The 17,388-nt window shown below is 36.1% G+C and carries 19 protein-coding genes; 7 read left to right on the top strand and 12 right to left on the bottom strand.

Annotation, left to right across the window (positions count from 1 at the left end; genetic code table 11):
• The first annotated feature begins 275 nt into the window (after positions 1–275).
• From ORI89_RS05725 to ORI89_RS05715, 3 genes are all read left to right on the top strand, one after another.
• On the top strand, positions 276–440 hold the full coding sequence (locus ORI89_RS05725) for a hypothetical protein (RefSeq protein WP_268229481.1): 165 nt from the start codon (positions 276–278) through the stop codon (positions 438–440).
• An 87-nt stretch (positions 441–527) separates the two neighbouring features.
• Positions 528–1,346, top strand: a complete 819-nt coding sequence (locus ORI89_RS05720) for a GLPGLI family protein (protein ID WP_268229480.1) — start codon at positions 528–530, stop codon at positions 1,344–1,346.
• A 38-nt stretch (positions 1,347–1,384) separates the two neighbouring features.
• Positions 1,385–4,018: a carboxypeptidase-like regulatory domain-containing protein gene (locus ORI89_RS05715; RefSeq protein WP_268229479.1), complete on the top strand. Its 2,634-nt coding sequence runs from the start codon at positions 1,385–1,387 to the stop codon at positions 4,016–4,018.
• Between the two features lie 13 nt (positions 4,019–4,031).
• Here ORI89_RS05715 and ORI89_RS05710 read toward each other — a convergent pair whose 3' ends face one another.
• Positions 4,032–4,952 carry an alpha/beta fold hydrolase gene (locus tag ORI89_RS05710; RefSeq protein WP_268229478.1) on the bottom strand — a complete coding sequence of 307 codons (921 nt, stop codon included), beginning with the start codon at positions 4,950–4,952 and terminating at the stop codon, positions 4,032–4,034.
• A gap of 151 nt (positions 4,953–5,103) precedes the next feature.
• Between ORI89_RS05710 and ORI89_RS05705 the strand changes: the two genes are divergently transcribed.
• Positions 5,104–6,255 (top strand): TlpA family protein disulfide reductase, encoded by a 1,152-nt coding sequence (locus tag ORI89_RS05705; RefSeq protein WP_268229477.1) that lies wholly within the window; start codon positions 5,104–5,106, stop codon positions 6,253–6,255.
• Positions 6,256–7,248: 993 nt separating this feature from the next.
• On the opposite strand, the gene ORI89_RS05700 is transcribed toward ORI89_RS05705, so the two are convergent.
• Entirely contained in the window at positions 7,249–8,406 is a 1,158-nt protein-coding gene (locus ORI89_RS05700; RefSeq protein WP_268229476.1) for a metallophosphoesterase family protein, read from the bottom strand.
• Positions 8,407–8,787: 381 nt separating this feature from the next.
• Between ORI89_RS05700 and ORI89_RS05695 the strand changes: the two genes are divergently transcribed.
• Positions 8,788–9,117 carry a DUF6686 family protein gene (locus ORI89_RS05695; RefSeq protein WP_268229475.1) on the top strand — a complete coding sequence of 110 codons (330 nt, stop codon included), beginning with the start codon at positions 8,788–8,790 and terminating at the stop codon, positions 9,115–9,117.
• Positions 9,118–9,194: 77 nt separating this feature from the next.
• On the opposite strand, the gene ORI89_RS05690 is transcribed toward ORI89_RS05695, so the two are convergent.
• The 3 genes from ORI89_RS05690 to ORI89_RS05680 all read right to left on the bottom strand — a co-directional run bounded on the left by ORI89_RS05690 (position 9,195) and on the right by ORI89_RS05680 (position 10,864).
• Positions 9,195–9,662, bottom strand: coding sequence for an OsmC family protein (locus tag ORI89_RS05690; protein ID WP_268229474.1), 468 nt, complete (start codon positions 9,660–9,662; stop codon positions 9,195–9,197).
• An 8-nt stretch (positions 9,663–9,670) separates the two neighbouring features.
• A complete protein-coding gene (locus tag ORI89_RS05685; protein ID WP_268229473.1) occupies positions 9,671–10,045 on the bottom strand; it encodes an SdpI family protein in 375 nt (124 codons plus the stop codon).
• Positions 10,046–10,237: 192 nt separating this feature from the next.
• Positions 10,238–10,864, bottom strand: coding sequence for a hypothetical protein (locus ORI89_RS05680; RefSeq protein ID WP_268229472.1), 627 nt, complete (start codon positions 10,862–10,864; stop codon positions 10,238–10,240).
• A gap of 307 nt (positions 10,865–11,171) precedes the next feature.
• On the opposite strand from ORI89_RS05680, the gene ORI89_RS05675 reads away from it, so the two are divergent.
• Positions 11,172–11,513, top strand: coding sequence for a winged helix-turn-helix transcriptional regulator (locus ORI89_RS05675; RefSeq protein ID WP_268229471.1), 342 nt, complete (start codon positions 11,172–11,174; stop codon positions 11,511–11,513).
• Between the two features lie 110 nt (positions 11,514–11,623).
• On the opposite strand, the gene arsB is transcribed toward ORI89_RS05675, so the two are convergent.
• The 7 genes from arsB to ORI89_RS05640 form a co-directional block, all read right to left on the bottom strand.
• Entirely contained in the window at positions 11,624–12,655 is a 1,032-nt protein-coding gene (arsB, locus tag ORI89_RS05670; protein ID WP_268229470.1) for an ACR3 family arsenite efflux transporter, read from the bottom strand.
• A 7-nt stretch (positions 12,656–12,662) separates the two neighbouring features.
• Complete coding sequence (locus ORI89_RS05665) at positions 12,663–13,271, bottom strand: protein-tyrosine-phosphatase (RefSeq protein ID WP_268229469.1); 609 nt, start codon at positions 13,269–13,271, stop codon at positions 12,663–12,665.
• 10 nt (positions 13,272–13,281) lie between these two features.
• Entirely contained in the window at positions 13,282–13,737 is a 456-nt protein-coding gene (locus ORI89_RS05660; RefSeq protein WP_268229468.1) for a DUF6428 family protein, read from the bottom strand.
• 167 nt (positions 13,738–13,904) lie between these two features.
• On the bottom strand, positions 13,905–14,231 hold the full coding sequence (locus ORI89_RS05655) for an ArsR/SmtB family transcription factor (RefSeq protein ID WP_268229467.1): 327 nt from the start codon (positions 14,229–14,231) through the stop codon (positions 13,905–13,907).
• 335 nt (positions 14,232–14,566) lie between these two features.
• Positions 14,567–14,941, bottom strand: a complete 375-nt coding sequence (locus ORI89_RS05650) for a VOC family protein (protein WP_268229466.1) — start codon at positions 14,939–14,941, stop codon at positions 14,567–14,569.
• A gap of 308 nt (positions 14,942–15,249) precedes the next feature.
• Positions 15,250–15,921, bottom strand: a complete 672-nt coding sequence (locus tag ORI89_RS05645) for a class I SAM-dependent methyltransferase (protein WP_268229465.1) — start codon at positions 15,919–15,921, stop codon at positions 15,250–15,252.
• A gap of 80 nt (positions 15,922–16,001) precedes the next feature.
• On the bottom strand, positions 16,002–16,655 hold the full coding sequence (locus ORI89_RS05640; protein WP_268229464.1) for a CatA-like O-acetyltransferase: 654 nt from the start codon (positions 16,653–16,655) through the stop codon (positions 16,002–16,004).
• Between the two features lie 133 nt (positions 16,656–16,788).
• On the opposite strand from ORI89_RS05640, the gene ORI89_RS05635 reads away from it, so the two are divergent.
• Positions 16,789–17,367 carry a Crp/Fnr family transcriptional regulator gene (locus ORI89_RS05635; RefSeq protein WP_268229463.1) on the top strand — a complete coding sequence of 193 codons (579 nt, stop codon included), beginning with the start codon at positions 16,789–16,791 and terminating at the stop codon, positions 17,365–17,367.
• Positions 17,368–17,388 lie beyond the last annotated feature (21 nt).

The following is a 17,388-nucleotide window of genomic DNA, read 5'->3' as shown; positions in this document are numbered from 1 at the left end:
AATCTTGTTACAATTATTAATAAAAACATAATTACGAGATTTCTGTAAAACTATACAAAAGTCTTTAATAGGTGGTTTTAGCCAATTATTATTCTTAAAATAAGTTTTTTTAATTAAAAATATTTACTAACATAATTATAAATCATTATGTTAGTAAATATAAATGCACAATACTGATTAGGAATGAACAGTCATTCATTGTAACTATTTTTTATAAAATCTTATTATTATGATAAAAAACTCGGAGCTACAGTTCTTATACTGTTTAGCTAATTATGGTAACTGCAACTTTTGCAAAAACACAAAACACATCAAATGCGGCTGAATCAGCTAAAAAGAAAGCATGTACTTTAACAGTTGACTGTGGAAATGGAGAAACTGTAACTGCTACTGCTAAAGATTGTGCCACAGCAGGAGCAATGGTTGATGCTGGCTGTTAAAGTCTATAGAAAAATTAAAATATAAATTTTATTAACTGATTGCCCATTCTGGTATTACGTATTTTTTTACTTTTAATTTATTGTAATATGAAGTGTCGTTATTTTGTATTCCTGTTATTGTTTTCTATTAATTATTCGTTTGGACAAACAGGAACTTTCTCTTATAGCGCTATTACGAATACATCTTTTGATGGTACCCCTAAAGAAGAACGTTATTTAGATGATTTGTATGCGGATGCTATATTATTTGTAAATGATGGTTTATCTCTTTATCGAGAACATCTTCCAGATTCTGTATTACAGAAGAGAATGGGGGGAGGAGAGGATGGGATAGTGCGTTCTAAGTTAAAGAGTATGAGAAAAGATGATGTTGGGGCCTTGTATAAAAAAGACTTTTCTAAAAATCAATATCTATCTAGAGTAAAATCTTACGATGGTAATGATTTTGGGATGGTTGAAGAACCTCTTTTACCCATCAATTGGATTTTGACCTCAGAGCAAAAGACCATAGGTAATTATGTTTGTATTAAAGCACACGCAGATGTTTTTGGGAGGACATGGGAGGTCTGGTTTACACCAGAAATTCCTGTTTCAGATGGCCCTTGGAAGTTACATGGTCTTGCCGGCTTGATTGTTGAGGCAAGTGATAGCGAAGGGAAGTTTCGTTTTATACTTACAAAAGCACAAGTTCCAAGTTCAGCGGAAGCAAGTGCCACGATGAATGAGCTATTAGATCATTTGGATGGAAAAAAATTCATGAGTAAAGTTGATTTTGTCAAAACTGAAGATAAAAAGAAAGATGAAAGAAAAAGAGCTAGGATTGCAAGAATGGCTGCGGCAGCCGGGGATAATGCAACTGATGTAGATATAAAAATTACATTCGCTGAAACTATTGAAAAATATTGAGAATAAGTAAGGGAAGTAATTTTTAGTTTTCTTAAGCTATGACTGGCAGGTGTATTTTTTCAATATTTCTATTTTGGTTCTGTATAACAGGTGTTTTTGGTCAGGAAAATTATATTCAAGGAACAATCCGCACTGATGATCATACTGTAATTCAAGGGGCGACGGTTATTGTAAGACTTTCATCTGATTCATCAGCTATTTTAGGTTATGCTGTTACAAATTCGGAAGGAAAATATCATCTCAACTTTTCTTCAAATCCTTTTCCCACGAAGGTTAAACTTACTTTTTCTGCCTTAGGCTATAAGAATGAAATTATTGAACGAGAAGTTTTAGAGAATGTAAATATAGATGTTGTTTTGTTTGCAAAGGCTACTGTCATAGATGAAGTTGTCGTCCAACAGAGAGCCCCAGGTTTTAGAGAAAAAGGGGATACAACAAAATATAACATTAGCTCTTATATTGATAGTACGGAACGAAACCTTGAAGACTTGCTTACAAAGCTTCCTGGCATTGATGTAACTGATAAAGGTGTTGTTTCTTTTAAGGGGAAGCGCATCGAAAAGATATTAATTGGAGGAGACGACTTTTTTTCATCTAATTATACAATGCTCACCAAAAACATTGCGGTAGATCTTATTAAAGGTATAGAAGCAATTGAGAACTATGATGAAAGTATAGTTCTTAAAGACTTAAGATCTTCAGACAAGGTTATATTAAATGTTAATCTAAAGAATAATAGACTTTCCAAGCCAATGGGCACCTTAGAACTGTCCGCAGGTAATAAGCAGAAATATAGTATAAATTCATCTCTGTTTTCACTTGCTGATAAAATGAAGATCGGTTTTTTTTTAAACAAAAACTCGATAGGGGAAAAGGGAATATCCGACATAAGTTCAGAGGATGATGGTAATGGGCAAAACTTGCCTTTCTCATTTGATCTTCCGGAGTATTTTGATCTTCCGGAAAGGGTTTATATTGACAATAATGATTTGCTTACAGCTGCCCAAATTAATTATAACTGGAAGCCTACGTACAGGGTTTCATACAGTGTTACTTTCGACAATGGAAAAAGAAATGTTCGCAATTCGGAAAAGATATGGTATCGTTTTCCCGATGAAGAAAGTAATATGGAGTTTAGTAACAGTAATAATAACAAATTATTTAACAAGAGTATAACGAACAGTATTTCTCTAAAGATGGGGTTTAAAAATAAAGCTGAGCTTTTATATGATGGCAATTATGTGTTTTCTAAAGCAGATAGACTTTACCACTTAGAGCGTTTGGACTTGGATAGACTAATTCTTCAAACCAATACAAATAAAGAAAGTTCCACAACACACCTTTTAAACTATAATTATAAGTTGAATAGTAAAAATGCATTGAGTCTTATTTATAACTATAAATATAGTAATATTCCGTTTCAAATGACTTCCATGAATGAATCTGTCTCTGGAACTGAAGAAAGTAATTATCCTTCTTATTTTTCTGGTCATCAAACTTTTAAGTATTCTAATGGTTCGTCTGACATACAATTAAAGTTTTATGGAGTTTCTAATTACTTAAAGTACGAGACAGGCCTGTTAGGGCTTATTAGTAATAGTCATTTACAAAACAGATCTCCTAATGAAGAAACGGAATTTCAGGTTAACAATAAATATATAGGAGGCTTTATTTCGATAGCTAGGGATATTCATAAGGGAGAGTTAGGAGCTAGAGGGATGGTGAAAAGAGAATTTGTGGATATTAAAACTATAGATGACAGTAAGAGTTTCTTATTTATAGAACCGAAGTTTTGGTTTCATTACAACATTAGCAGGATAGTTAGATTATCTCTTGATTACGAAACTTCTAATCAGGTGTCCCAAATTTTTCAATTGTATCCAAATGATATTTTTTTAGATTACTTCAACGTACAAAGAGGTAATAATAAGGCACATCATGTTAGAACACAAAATGTGGCAGTAAGATTAAGATATGCTAATCAGGATAAACAGCTTATGTCCACTTTTTCCTCTATTGTTAATATATCGGACAGCCCACATCTTAATCGGGTTACTGTTTTGAAAGATCAATTGCTTTTAAATGAACGTTATATTAGTGATATTAGTAGCTATTATATTAGAAACCAGCTTCAGACGGACTATTATTTCGCCTTTATAAGAAGTAATGTTAGAGCTACATTAAGACATTCTAGCATTCTTTTAGCTTCAATGTTGTCAGAAAGTGATGTGCAGAAAAATAGAATGGATAATATATATGGTGGGGCTAAAATAAATACTGCTTTTCTCGATAAACCAATTAATTTTATTTTAGAATGGGGAAAAACCTGGTCCCATCTTAACGGAATAGAACCTGCTTATGCTAAGACTTCCAGCCAAAAAATAGCACTAACTGGTATCTTAAAATTACCTTATAAAAGCATGTTTATCTTGTCGGCTGATAACTATTATAGAAGAAACTATAGTGGCACTATGAATACTACATTTATGGATGCTAGGTATACATTTCCCCTCAAAAAATTAGATGCTAAAGTTACGATATGGGGACGTAACTTATTAAATGCAGGAGACATTTCTTCCGTTTATAATTCTAATTATATTTTCTCTGAGAATATTTTCTGGTTGAATAAACGGTATTTTCTTCTGTCCTTTCAATTTAATTTAATAAATTAATAGGCTGTCTATATTATGCATTGGTGGTTAAATCATCTAACCAGTCTATAATTTTGGTATAAACAGATTGTCGGTCAATCTCATTCAGTATTTCATGGCGCATATGTGGAAATAACTGTATAGTCACGTTTGTAAAACCTTTCGTCTGTAGATTTTTGACAGTTTTTTTAACACCTTTTCCGAAGTTACCGATAGGATCTTCGCTGCCACTCACAAATAATAAAGGCATTTGTTTTGGCAAGCTATCAGCCCAGTTTGTTTTTGTAGCTTTAACATTTAAAGATATAAGGCCATAAAAAGCATTGTTGCTAAAGTCTAGACCGCAAAGTTCATCAGCTTGAAAGGCTTCACGATTGGCGGGGTTTGCACTTAACCAATTGGTGCCGTCATTTGGGTGTTCATTTTTAAACTCCTTGTTGTTTATTTTGGTAAACAGTTTATTTAGCCACCTGCTACGTTTTTTCGGAGCAAAGGCATTTGCCACGTATAATATTGGGCGAAATAGGATTGCAGCAGGATTTGAAGAACCTGTGCCCATGATGATTGCGCCTGAAAAAAGACCGCTGGTTTGCTGCAGCAATAAGCGCGCTATGAAGGATCCCATAGAGTGTCCCATCAAAATTAGTGGTGTATCTGGGAATTGCGATTGCATAAAATATGCCATCTGCTTAGCTTCGTATATTAGGAGTCCGTCAGGATTTCTTTTACGGAAAAAGCCCATTTCCGCTTTACTTTTCGCTGTGTGTCCATGCCCTACGTGATCATAGGTAATAACTGCATAGCGCTGTTGGTTTAGGTGCTTTGCAAAGTCTAGATACCGCCCACTGTGCTCTTGCATGCCATGTAATAGTAAAATTGCAGCTTTAGGTTCTTGACCAGCTGTTAAGTAGATATGGTAGTTAAGATGGTTTGGCGCACTATATTCTTTATCCATAACTAAAGTTACTTCATTTTAATGGTGTTTTTCACTAAAATTTGGTTTACTAGGTTAGTGAACGCTTATTATAGGTTTATCTTCAATATTTTGTACTATTCATAAACTAAATAAACTATCTTCATATTTAAAACTAATATAGGATCTGGCTATGCGATTATTTTTTATACTTATACTATTTACAAGTTTCAGTCGTCAGTTATTCGGTTTTATACAAGAGCCTTTGCATCACAAGTTGCACGTAACTTTGGAAAATGCGCCTTTTGACTCTTTATATCTTCATGATTATACAAACGGTAGAAACCTCTTATTTGCAGCCGAGAAAATCAAGCCGTTTACATGGGTAGTTGCCATCCCAGATAGTGTGGTCTTTGATTTTCAAACTATGGAACTCATACCCAACTCATCGGACACGGCCAGCTATTTATCCCATAAAATACGCTTTATTACAGATCATAGTGGAGAGCAACTGGCTGTTGTCAATATTGGGGTAGATAATCGAGATACCTATATTAAAGGACGATATAGAGAACAGAAGGTATTTGAAGATGGTACCTATTTTAATAAAGAGGGGCAAGAGCTGGTGAATAGTTTATATTGTGAAGATTTTGATCTGATTATTGAGGATAAACAAACTGATATTGCGGTGCGTGCGGCAGACCCGCTATTTAGTTGGTTTATGGACTATAATGGTGCAGAATTATCTTATGACGATTTTTTGAACAATTATATTGCGCTAGCGAGAAAGCACCCTGATTCCCGTTTTTTAATTAACAGTCTTGCAAATAACCTTAGGCAATACCGATCGAAAGACGATATTATGGCTGTGTACAATGAATTGTCGAATAAGCACAAGACGACGCTATGGGGAAGTCAAATTGAACGCTTTTTAACAGGTGAATTTGTGAATTTATCTTTGCGCACAATAGATACAGCATTTGTAGAAGATATTATTCAGGATCGATCCAAGCATAACTTTATTATTTTTACAGCTTCGTGGTGCGTTTGGTGTAGAGAAGAGATTCCACTATTAAAACAACTTTATAATGACTTGGGAAAGGATATTGTATTTACTTATATAAGTTTAGATGAAGAGCGAGCTCTACCGACCTTTCGTAAGCTGTTAGAAAAAGATCATATTCCCTGGCGCACCTTGCTTGCATATCAAGATATTAAAAGAGTGAAAAACCAATATTTCGTAGAAAGTTTACCTCATCATATACTAGTATATCCAAATGGAGAGATGGAAGCTTTGGAAGTGAGAAAAGAAGAGGATAGAAACAAACTCTATGCTCTTGATTAATATGAGCGGATTAATCTGAAAATGAATTGTATATTTCAGGCTTTGGTTACACTTTGTTCTACAAAAATGAAGCATCAGCTAATAAATAAGTTAGGCTATAACTTTTTTTTTAAGGTTTTATTTTTCGTACGGTGTTTTTTAGAAGTCGTTGTAACTATAGATTGAGTTGACCGGTTTAATAGATGGAGAAAGAGCGACTAGATTCTTGTGCACACAGCGATAAAATCCATAAAGTATTTGATGGCTAATGCTTCTTACATAGCCATGATGTCTTATGTTTTTAGTGCAACAGCATACTCATTGGGTTCAACCGCTGTATATTTCACGCTTAAAGCTTACTTCCTTAGACGTAAGCTCACATCTTAGAAAGCTATGTCAAGTAAACGAACAGCGACTGTGATAGACTTCGTTACTAGCAGCAAAAACCTACTCATATATACATCATACAGCTATGTTCTGGTAGTATAAATAGCCGCTAATGCTGAGAATCTGGCCATTTGCGCTACATTCATAGCCACTAGCGCAACATACATAGCGCATTTTGCAATTACATGGACTTGTTGTAATGTCTAAATCAGACTATGTATGTTGTTTTAGCCGTCAATGTTATTTACATGGAGCTTGTTGTCTTTTACAAAGGGCTTGTTGTTCTGTGTTTGTAGGTTGGTGTAATTACAAAAACGTCCAAACGTTGCAAAATGGAGCAAAGAATTATTCATTGAGGGCTAAGTATGTTTACTTAGCAGACAAAATAGCATACCTAGGCGGCTAAGTCATCATACTTGGCCGTTCATGTAGCGGCCTTACTCTTCATGTATGTCTTCAAAATGGATCATTTAGTAGAGATAGCTTCTTTGTAAGTTTGCTTCATGATGCTGTTAACAATCTTTGAACAGCGGTTCAAGTATAATTATTAAATTCCTTCTAGACATAAATATCATTCATTGTATATAATCATTTTCAAGCGTAGATGAAGAGACGATATTGCACGATTTATTCAATCGTTGTGACGTGTTTTAGTTTGATAGGGATCTCGAATGTATCAAACACTTTGGGTTGCATATTAGCTTCGGGATCAAATACTCTTGGAAAGGCATAGTATGTGCCTGCAATCAGAAGGTCGTTTTTTGTTTTTTTGATGTCTAGACGAAGAAAGCCAAAGCTGCGGTCGCAATAGGCTTCCAAACTAACTTGAGCAGTGTTTTTATTTACTGCAGACAGTGGTTGTACGCGCGGGTCACTAAGTTCAGCGACGCCATGTAGGTCAGCATATCCACCAGCACCAGCGACGAGGTATGGAGTTGTTGACCCATCGGCGTTTTGTTTGGCAAAGCGCTGATAGTTGTGCACATGCCCGCTACAAACCAAGTCGGGATATATGCCTGTTTTTGCGAAAGCTGTTTCTAGAAACTCAATCATAGCGAGGCTGGAACCGTGGTTCCAGTCGGCAGAGTAGGGCGCGTGGTGTAGGCACACAATAAGTGCCTGCTCGTGGCGAAAGCTTTTGGCATACTGTAATTCTTTGATAAACCATGCGCGCTGTTCTTCGTCAATAGTGCCAAACTTAACTATGTTTGGATATAGACCAATAAAACGTGCTAAGGGTGTTTCTAATGTCCAGTAGGGATTCGGTTGCACCATGCTGTGCCGGCTGGATTCGGGAGCAAACGGGATCGGACCTTGTTCACTCGCGCAGAAAACTTGCATAAAAGCTTCAAGACTGGTATAAGGCTTGGGTGTTGTAGGATTGATATCCGCATCGTGGTTGCCGGGAATAGCAAAAATGGGCGCATCGTACAGGCTATATGGTTTTAAAAATTGCTCGGGATATTCGTGAGCCTCTCCGTGGTTGTATACAATATCACCCAAGTGGTATAGAAAAGCGGGCCTTTTTTCGAGTGGAGAATTATTAATCTGGTCGGCAAGCGATTTGGCCACTAATGCTTGAAAATTGGAATGTCGCACGCTACCTGTATCACCAACCATATGAAAGCTCATATTTTCGGATAATGTGTCCGCAGAGTCTGGTAAAATAGTAGCAATGTTTAAACGGTATGGGGCAGGAAAGGTAGGTGCTGGAAGGGGCTTGTAGTTAGCCGAATCGTCCGTGAAGTTTTTTAATACGACAGGTGTCTTATATAGTCTTGACATACTGCAAAGATAACCAATCGCTGTTAACTTTTTGTTAGTATAGTGTTGAGTTTTATGTTATAGAATCTGCGTATAGGGTATGTTATAGGCATAGTTTTAGGTTTGAGCTAAGCGTCCACTAATGCTGTGCGCAAGTGAAGAGCCTCCTCTTATATTTTAGGAAGTAGCAACTGCTAATAAGTAGATATATAATGTAAATGTCATAAAGCGCTTCTTGTTTATCTTTATTTATATTCATTCTAAATAATATTATACATTTGTTGATACAAAAGTTCATGTACCTTTTACGGTAAAAAGAAGTCCTGTTTACCTGCGCTTAATAAGGTGCGCAGGTAAATCAGGCACAAAATATAGAACCCGCTTTTATCACATAGTAGCCACATGCATTGTCATAAATTAAAAATATTGTCGCAACGTAAAGCTGGATTCATTGGAGTCCGGGAGGGGCATAACTTGGTCCATCTTCGTTTTAATAATATTATGCTCAACTTTTCTTTTACAGATTTTCTTTCTTTCAGGAGAACTACAAAATTGCTTATGCGGAATGAATGTCGGGTGCTATTGCCTGATGGGAGTGAAAAGGTAGTTTTGAGAACGCCTTATCAGGGGGTTAATTTTCTTTTTAGTGAGCGGGAAATACGTTCATTAGTAAACCTGATGGATGAAGCTTACTATTTTCAGCAGATATATAGTCTATTACAAAGCGAATAGCTTTCTTTGGACTCTACGACCTCCAATACAGCACGCTTTGGCCAATTGCTAGTGCTTTTTGTATATACTTTAAGTTTTTATGGTGTTTTTACAGTCGGTTTGTGATGAACAGGGAAATTTACGGAGTTGGCGATAAAACAATACTCGCTCGCTTTTTTGTGTAATGCAATAGCCAGCTCTATCATATCCTCGCGTTGCACGGTTACAGTCGGGCGCAATATGACTTCCGTGAAATGCCCTTTTCCGTTGTTGCCTTCTAGCATTATGCCTTCGGCTGTGTCGGTATACTTGATTACGATAACATTGTTAACCGAACAAAAATGGAGATACCAAAGCATGTGGCACGACGAAAGGGAGGATATAAGCATATCCTCAGGGTTGTGTAGGCTTTTATCCCCACGAAAAGCCGGATCAGACGAACCTTGTATAATAGCCTTGTTTTTGATGATGATGTCGTGGCTTCTTTCGTAGTTATTGTAATGGTCAGTGCCCGAGCCTGTATTGCCTGTCCACGTGATTGTTGTACGGTATTGGTGTTCTTTCATTCTCGCTTTTACTCCTTGTTAAAGTTTTGTTTTAATGCTATCTCTACACGCCATATAAGTATTATGGAGACGAGTACCAGAAAACTAAGACCTATCGTCATGTTTATTGTAGGGGTAAAGTTGGTCAAGAAGCCGATGAAGGAACTCGCAACAAGTAGTGCACCTAATTTTATCATTTCTTGTGCCGAATAGCGTTGTGCGAAATTCCATCTTTCTTGACTTTTCATAGAGCTACTGGTGCGGTATCCGTACAGGGCATTGATGTTTTTAGGTGGAAATTTACTCATAAGATAACCTGCAATCATAAATGTCAGCCCACAAAGAACCGTGATGTTGATCAAAGGGTTGTTGAAAGCGGTAACTAGAAATTCGTACATATTCATGATGCAAGCTGAAATAGGGTTTACACCTGTATAACTTGGTGTAAATATACTATTTTTATTATCTGGTTTTAGGAGCTAATACTATTTGTTCAAGGGATAGATTAAGAGATATACAAATCAGTCATCTTTGTTTTAGCTTAAAAGCTGTGCGAAGCACAGCTTTTAATGAAGCACAGCTTTTAATAAGGTCTTTTATATTTCTGTGAATTTTACATTTTGTACCAAGTATGCTTTGCCAAAATTATCAGGATCATGGCTTACTGTTGCGCGTATGGATCTCCATTTTGGATAGGTGGCAATTTGTTTTTTTGAATTTTCTATTCGCTCTTCTTGATGTTTCCAGATTTTTTCTAATTGCGCTTCTACTTCATCATCACTATACGTGAGCTGGATGTCGTCGAGAAAGATGTATTTTCCATCTTCTTTAAAAAGCATGATCTGTGGTCCTCCGGGGATATAAGAGCGAATAAGCTCGATGTCGAAAGACTCGTTGCCCTCATATTTTTCTTTACTGATGACTTCCATAAATTTAAGATGATCTGTCGGTCCGCCATCTTGCATTTGTGGTCCTTTATATGCACTCATCTTCGCTTTTACACGATAGCTATAACCCGGTTCTCTTTCCGTAAAGTCATAAAGAGACAGTTGGGGAGATGTTTGGTGTGGCATAACTAAAGGTTCGTCGCCTACCGAATGGTAGTGGTGGCTGATTATTAGTTCGACTTCTTGGCCATCTTTTAACTTTAGAGGCCCATAGGTTTCTTCTTTAGAGCAGGCAGTAAAGAGTAGTATGGCAAGTAAAAAGTACAAATGTTTCATGGTTTATAAAATATTTAATGTTAGTTGATACATTTAATGAACGGTGTTGCTGTAAGAAGTGCTACAGTAAAGGCACAAATATGATTGATGTTTCCCAGCTGATTTGGTGTTATCCCTGTTTGTGGTTTTCAAACATGCATCTTTTTATATACTGTTTTATACTTTTGTAACGGATTGAAGGCAAGCTAAGGACGACAACACCACATATAAAAGTTATATTCAGTAGAGAGCAATTGTAGAAAGAGACATGGTTCTGAATTTTTTAATGAAAACTTCTTAAAAATTATTACTATAACTTTAAGCAGCTATGAAAACAAAAGAACGAGCAATAGAAGCTAAGATTTGCCCATTGGAATTTGCCGTTAATGCTATTAGTGGAAAATGGAAAGTTCCCATTGTTTGGCGCATTAATGAAGGAGAAAAACGGCCAAGCGAAATGTTAAGAGGAATTGTAAAAGTAGACAGAAGAGTATTGAACGAGCAACTCAAAGAATTAGTGCGGGATGGGATTCTGACTAAAGAAGTATTTGATGAATTGCCTCCAAGGGTGGAATATTCGCTTACCCCACTTGGCGAGCAATTGGTAGAAGTGCTATGGAAATTGAACGACTGGGGCAAGGTTTTATTGGAGCATGCTGACAAGAAATGATTATTGCAAGCAGTGCTCCGAAGGATGTGAATTTGCTTTTGTAAAGATAGATACTTTCGCAGATATCGTATTTATCTTTATAACGGCAGATTGATGTGTAAAGCTTGCTGTTAAGTGTAATATTTCTTTTTTAGCCACAAGCTTGCTCTAACGAGGGCAATGAGAACGGGAACTTCAACAAGCGGACCTATTACACCTACAAATGCTTGAGGGGAGTGTATACCAAAAACAGCTATTGCAACAGCAATCGCAAGTTCAAAGTTATTCCCGGTAGCTGTAAAGGATATAGCAGCATTTTTATCATAGGCGACGTGCATCGACTTATTGAGAAAGAAGCTAATGAAAAACATGAGTACGAAGTAAATAACTAAAGGAACAGCTACTTTCAATACCTGTGCAGGTAGTTGTATTATTTGTTCGCCTTTTAAACTGAACATCAATACAATTGTGAAGAGTAAGGCATATAGGGTAAAGGGGGATATGAAAGGTATAAATTTGCGGTTGTACCAATTTTCGCCTTTGATTTTAGAAAGATACTTATGGCTTAAAAAACCCGCAAAAAATGGAATTCCTAAGTATATTAAGACGCTTTTAATAACTGCGCTCATTTCTATAGAAATGTTGTAGCTCGCCAAACCAAAGTAGGCCGGTAGTACATTGATAAACAACCAAACAAATAAACTATAAAATAATATTTGAAAAATACTGTTTAGAGCGATTAACAAAGCTGCATATTCCCTATTACCTTTGGCCAGATCGTTCCACACGATCACCATTGCAATGCATCGGGCTAGACCAATGAGTATAACACCGACCATGTAATCGGGTTCATCTCTTAAAAAGGTAATTGCTAAGATAAACATCAGAATAGGCCCAACAAGCCAATTGAGTATAAGAGATAAACTCAATACTTTTTTATCTTTAAAAGCTAAAGGAAGTAGGTTGTAGTTTACCTTGGCCAAGGGTGGATACATCATCACGATAAGTCCAATGGCTAGCGGTATATTTGTTGCTCCGATTGACATTCTATCCATAACGCTTGAAATTTCTGGAAAGATATTGCCAATCAGCACCCCGAGCCCCATAGCTAAGAATATCCAAAGGGTGAGATAGCGATCTAAGAATTTCATTTGTACCTGCATAAAGTGATTATTTAATTTTTGAAAAGACGTAAAACATTTCAGAAGCAATTTCTAGACTTCTTTTTTTATAGGTTATCATTTGTTGGTTTGTGTTATCTGAAACTTTAGGATCTTCGTAAGTGATCGGAATACGTGTTTCAGCACCTGCAATATAAGGACAGCCTTGATCGGCTTGTGAACAGGTCATTACTGCAGCAAAGTTATATGGGGGGTTGTAAGTATCATTATATCGTTTGGAAAACCCTATAATAGGAAGTGAAGTATCGTCGTACCTTATGGTATATATGGGATTTTCTCCTTGAGATAAAGTATGTACTTTCATTCCTGCATCGCATAAAGTTTGAACCACTTGAGGAAAAAGCGCAGTTTCTTCGGTACCTCCAGAATAGCAATAAACATTGGGGATAAGATAGTAGGAAGCAGCTATTTGTGCCCATATTTGAGATAAATGGCTACGACGAGAGTTGTGTGTGCAAATAAAATTGATAGGTATAGCCTGATTTAACGTCTTTTTTTGTTGAACATAGTCAATCAAGGGTTGTAGCAGGGAGCTACGCCCTTGATTGATATTTATTTTTTGAATGATCGATATTGTATCAATTAATTTTGAATACATGGTCGGATAATTAGCAACAGCCAGAGCCTGGTGAGCAACTTGTAGAATCGAGTTTAGTAACCGTTGCCTGGCTAGGGATGCCACAGGCATCTTCTGCTAGACAAGCAGTTGTTTTGTTGGTAAGGAGGAATGTTTTACCGTTAAATTCCAGACCGTATTTTCCAATTGTATCACTTTGGTATTCGACTTCTATTTCGTAATCGCCAATGTTTAACTTTGTTTCTGACAGTTCGATAATGTGCAATAGCTTGCCGGGTTTTAAACGGTGTTCGTAATCATCAGCACTCCACAATTGGAAGTTAACAGTATGTTCTGTTCTGGTTACTCCGCCACAGTCAATAAAATGTTTATTGATCTGCCCGACTTCGGTCACATGAAAATGTTCGGGAACAAATGTTCCGTTTTCTAATTGAAACTCTACATTAGATAAGGTGGGGAGGATTTGTTTGATTTCTGATAGTGTCATACCTTTTTTATTATTCGTTTATTATTTTTATTAATGTAATTTGTAGATACTCGATAGTTGTATGTTGAGCTACAAAATTTGATGTGTTTTTGATTCTAGATCAATTCATACATCGTAATATTACGATGTATAGGTGCAAAAAAAACTCTATACGAGTTTCTATGTCATTAACAGCATTTCTGATCATTAACCGAAATTATAATATTTTTAAAATACTGCTTTAATACGGCAAATGTTGTTTCGTCTAAGCAATAACAGATTGTTTTACCTTCAATACTGCCTTTGATAATTCCAGCATTTTTTAATTCTTTTAAGTGTTGTGATATGGTGGACTGTGCTAAAGGTAATTCGTCGACAATATCGTTGCAAATACAAGTTTTTACTTTTAACAAATACTCAATTATAGCTACGCGAGCAGGGTGGCCCAAGGCTTTTGCCAGTGTTGCAATTCTATTTTGTTGATCGGTGAAATGATTTGTTTTACTTACGCCCACGTCCTTGTTATTTATATTTAAACATCGCAATATTACGATATGTTATTTAAAATTCGAAATTATTTTAGAAAATAAATGTAATTTACTTTGCATCTATCGTAAAGAAAGTACGCTGAAACGGTGAGGGAGTCAAGAGTTGTTATTATTTAGAAATAATAGTAACGCTAATTATTAAGGCCGTATAATGATGAGAAGCTATTAGAATTAATTAGTGGAAACGTGTGCATTGATAGCCTAAATTTCGCATTAATTTGACGATTTGCTTAGTCTCTATATGCATGTCATGAGCTTCAATGCGTAGGATCTGCTCATCATCTTCGAGGTCTATATTGATTTTATTTTCTTTCGATACTTTGTAAATTAAAAACTATACCTGCTGGATCTTGTATCCAGTGCATATTGTCTGGTATGACTTCCAATTCGTCACAGTTTTTTATGCCATGCGACAGTAAATAATCTGTTGCTTCTGATACATTAGGCACTGTCAGTTGTAACCAGATTTCAGCATGTGTATAGTTATCAACACAGTCTAACCAAATAATATTATTTCCAAACTTTACTTTATGAGTTCTGGAGACAGTAGGATTGTTTATTGATTTTTCTGAAACATCAAACTTCAGGATATCTCTGTAAAAAGCTACAGTTTTCTCATAGTTGCTTTTAGGAATTTTAATAGCAAAATTGATTCCTGCTTCAAATTTTTGATCCATATGTTGTTTATTACCTGACGAGTCAACCATGTCTTTTATGAGTTTGAAATGAGTGTAAAGATAGGAGCTTGAGAATTTATAATCCTTGCCATATGACAAGAATTATATTCTGTATTTAATTCTCTCTGAGAGGACGGCCTTTATTAGTTTCTATTAGCCCAATTAGGGTGGAATATTACTTTTTTTTACTGCAGATATGGGTATGACTATGCTATACCTCTCAAAAAAGGAATATCTTTTTGTTTTTCTAGAAATCGGCTGTCGATTAATGTTTAGTTATTTCAGCATTAGATGCTTACCAAAGTTTTTTAACCTTTTACCGCATGTACAATTAAAAAAGTGCGTTTTACGGGTGTACCATCTTTACTGATTGTATCATCGGTATAAGTCATCGATTGTATACCTTCAAAACCTATCTCGTGTAGGTGCTCCGCTAGTTCATCATCTGTATATAGTGAAAAGCCATGTTGTGTGAAAGGTAGTTTGGTCCCAAATTCCTTTTCTACGAAAGTGAGTACCAACTGGCCTTCTTCTTGTAATGTACGGTGTATTTCTCGCAGTGAAAATTCAATGTCAGGCCAGAAATACAAGGTGTTTACAGAGAAAATATGCGTAAAATGATTGTCGGAGAAAGGAAGGAGACCATTGCCTTCTACCTTTTTGAAAAAAGCCTGATGAGTATTAACTGCTGCTTGGTTATTACTGATAGCAAGATTTAACATGGCTTCGGATATTTCGACGCCATGGTATTTTATAGAAGAAGACACATCTAAGATTTGAGAAATATGTTGACCATTGCCAAAGCCTATTTCTAACACGATACTTTTATCTTCTAAGGTTAAAGCTTGAATAGTTTCTTCTATCATCGTATGGTTAGAGACAGACATGTTGTCTGCAATCGCTTCTGCCTGATGTCCAGAAGGACAACGGAGCTGCGAAGCAAGCTCTTTCATAGCGTTTTTATTTTGTTTATCATTCATACTTTTTATACATCTTACTTTTTTAATACAGTGCTAAATATATAATTATTATCTAGAATGTTTGCTTTCTTCTGTGGTGCCTAGATCCACCTGTTGATAGTATTACCCAGTTCTTCGATGTCGTTTATCAACTTTGAGGTGTGGTAGCCGTCGGCTACAGCATGGTTGACGAATACGGAAACAGGGATAAAGTGTCTGCCATCCCGCTCATAATACTTTCCAAAACGTATGATAGGGAAGAGGAGGTTGCTCTCCTGATAGGTATCCTGACTGAAGCTTTCAAAACTCAACCAGGGAAGTACGGATAGCGGACAGAAATTCGCAGGTCTACCTTCTCTCGCCTTAATCTTTTTGACGTTTTTGTATTTTTCGATATCACTTGTTACCTCCTGATAAAATTCACGGAAGTTAGACTTGTAATAACTCCATACATCTGAGAATGTCTTGTCATCGTCGTGAAAGATGGTATAAGATGGATTTACATAGTTCCAGATTCCCAGATCTCCCTCTTCATTAAAACTCATCCTAAATGCCTCATTTTGGTTGATAGCCTTCATGATGACAAATAAAAATGAAGGGTAAAACTTGAAACCATTACGCTTGATTTCAGAAAGAAAGGTAGTAATGTCCAGGTGGTGGGTTATATTATATTTCGTCTTGATTGTATAGTAGAAATAATCGAAATACGGTTTTCTTTTCCAATCGCTAGAGACTTTCGTGAAAATTGCTTCCATTTCTTTTTTTGAGACAATATCGGTTTTTTTTGCTATTTACTGTCTTTTTGGTTTAAAGATGTTGGATTAAGGGACTATTTTTTTAGGGATTAGATCGATTTGTCATTAGTTTTGTTTTTAGATATAGTTTGGTATGCTTCTAGAAAAACTATTTGAAGAGTTTCATATGGGGCTCGGTACTATCAATCCTGAGCAATCCCGTTTGTTTGACTCTTTTTTTGAAAAAATGTCCCTTAAGAGGAATACCTTCCTTATTCAGGAAGGTGAGGTGGAGCGTTATAGTTATTTTATTGCTGACGGTATTGCGCGATGTTGGACGTTAAATCATGAAGGAGAAGAACAGACATTCTGGTTCTGTAAAGCAGGTACATTCTCTATGTCTAATATATCCTTTACACTACAGGAAAAATCGGAATTCAATGTGCAGCTTTTGGTTGATAGTGTTATTTATCGAATCAATACGGAAAAAGTTAATGATCTATATGCAGCTATTCCTCCTTTGAAAATAACATTTGGCGATTTAACTGCGAGGCTACTAAGTCGATTGTTAAAGAGAAATATTGACTTAATTAAATATTCGCCAGAGCAGTATTATCTCTATATGATGGAAGAGTATGGGCCTGTTTTCAATAGCATTCCTTTAAAAGACATTGCCTCCTATTTAGGAATTACACCACAGGCATTAAGCAGAATACGTAAACGAATTTTTTAACCCAGGTTCAGTGTTTATAGT

It is taken from the genome of Sphingobacterium sp. UT-1RO-CII-1, assembly GCF_026711005.1.
In the GTDB taxonomy this organism is placed as follows: Bacteria; Bacteroidota; Bacteroidia; order Sphingobacteriales; family Sphingobacteriaceae; genus Sphingobacterium.
This window is presented reverse-complemented; position numbering and strand designations above follow the sequence as displayed.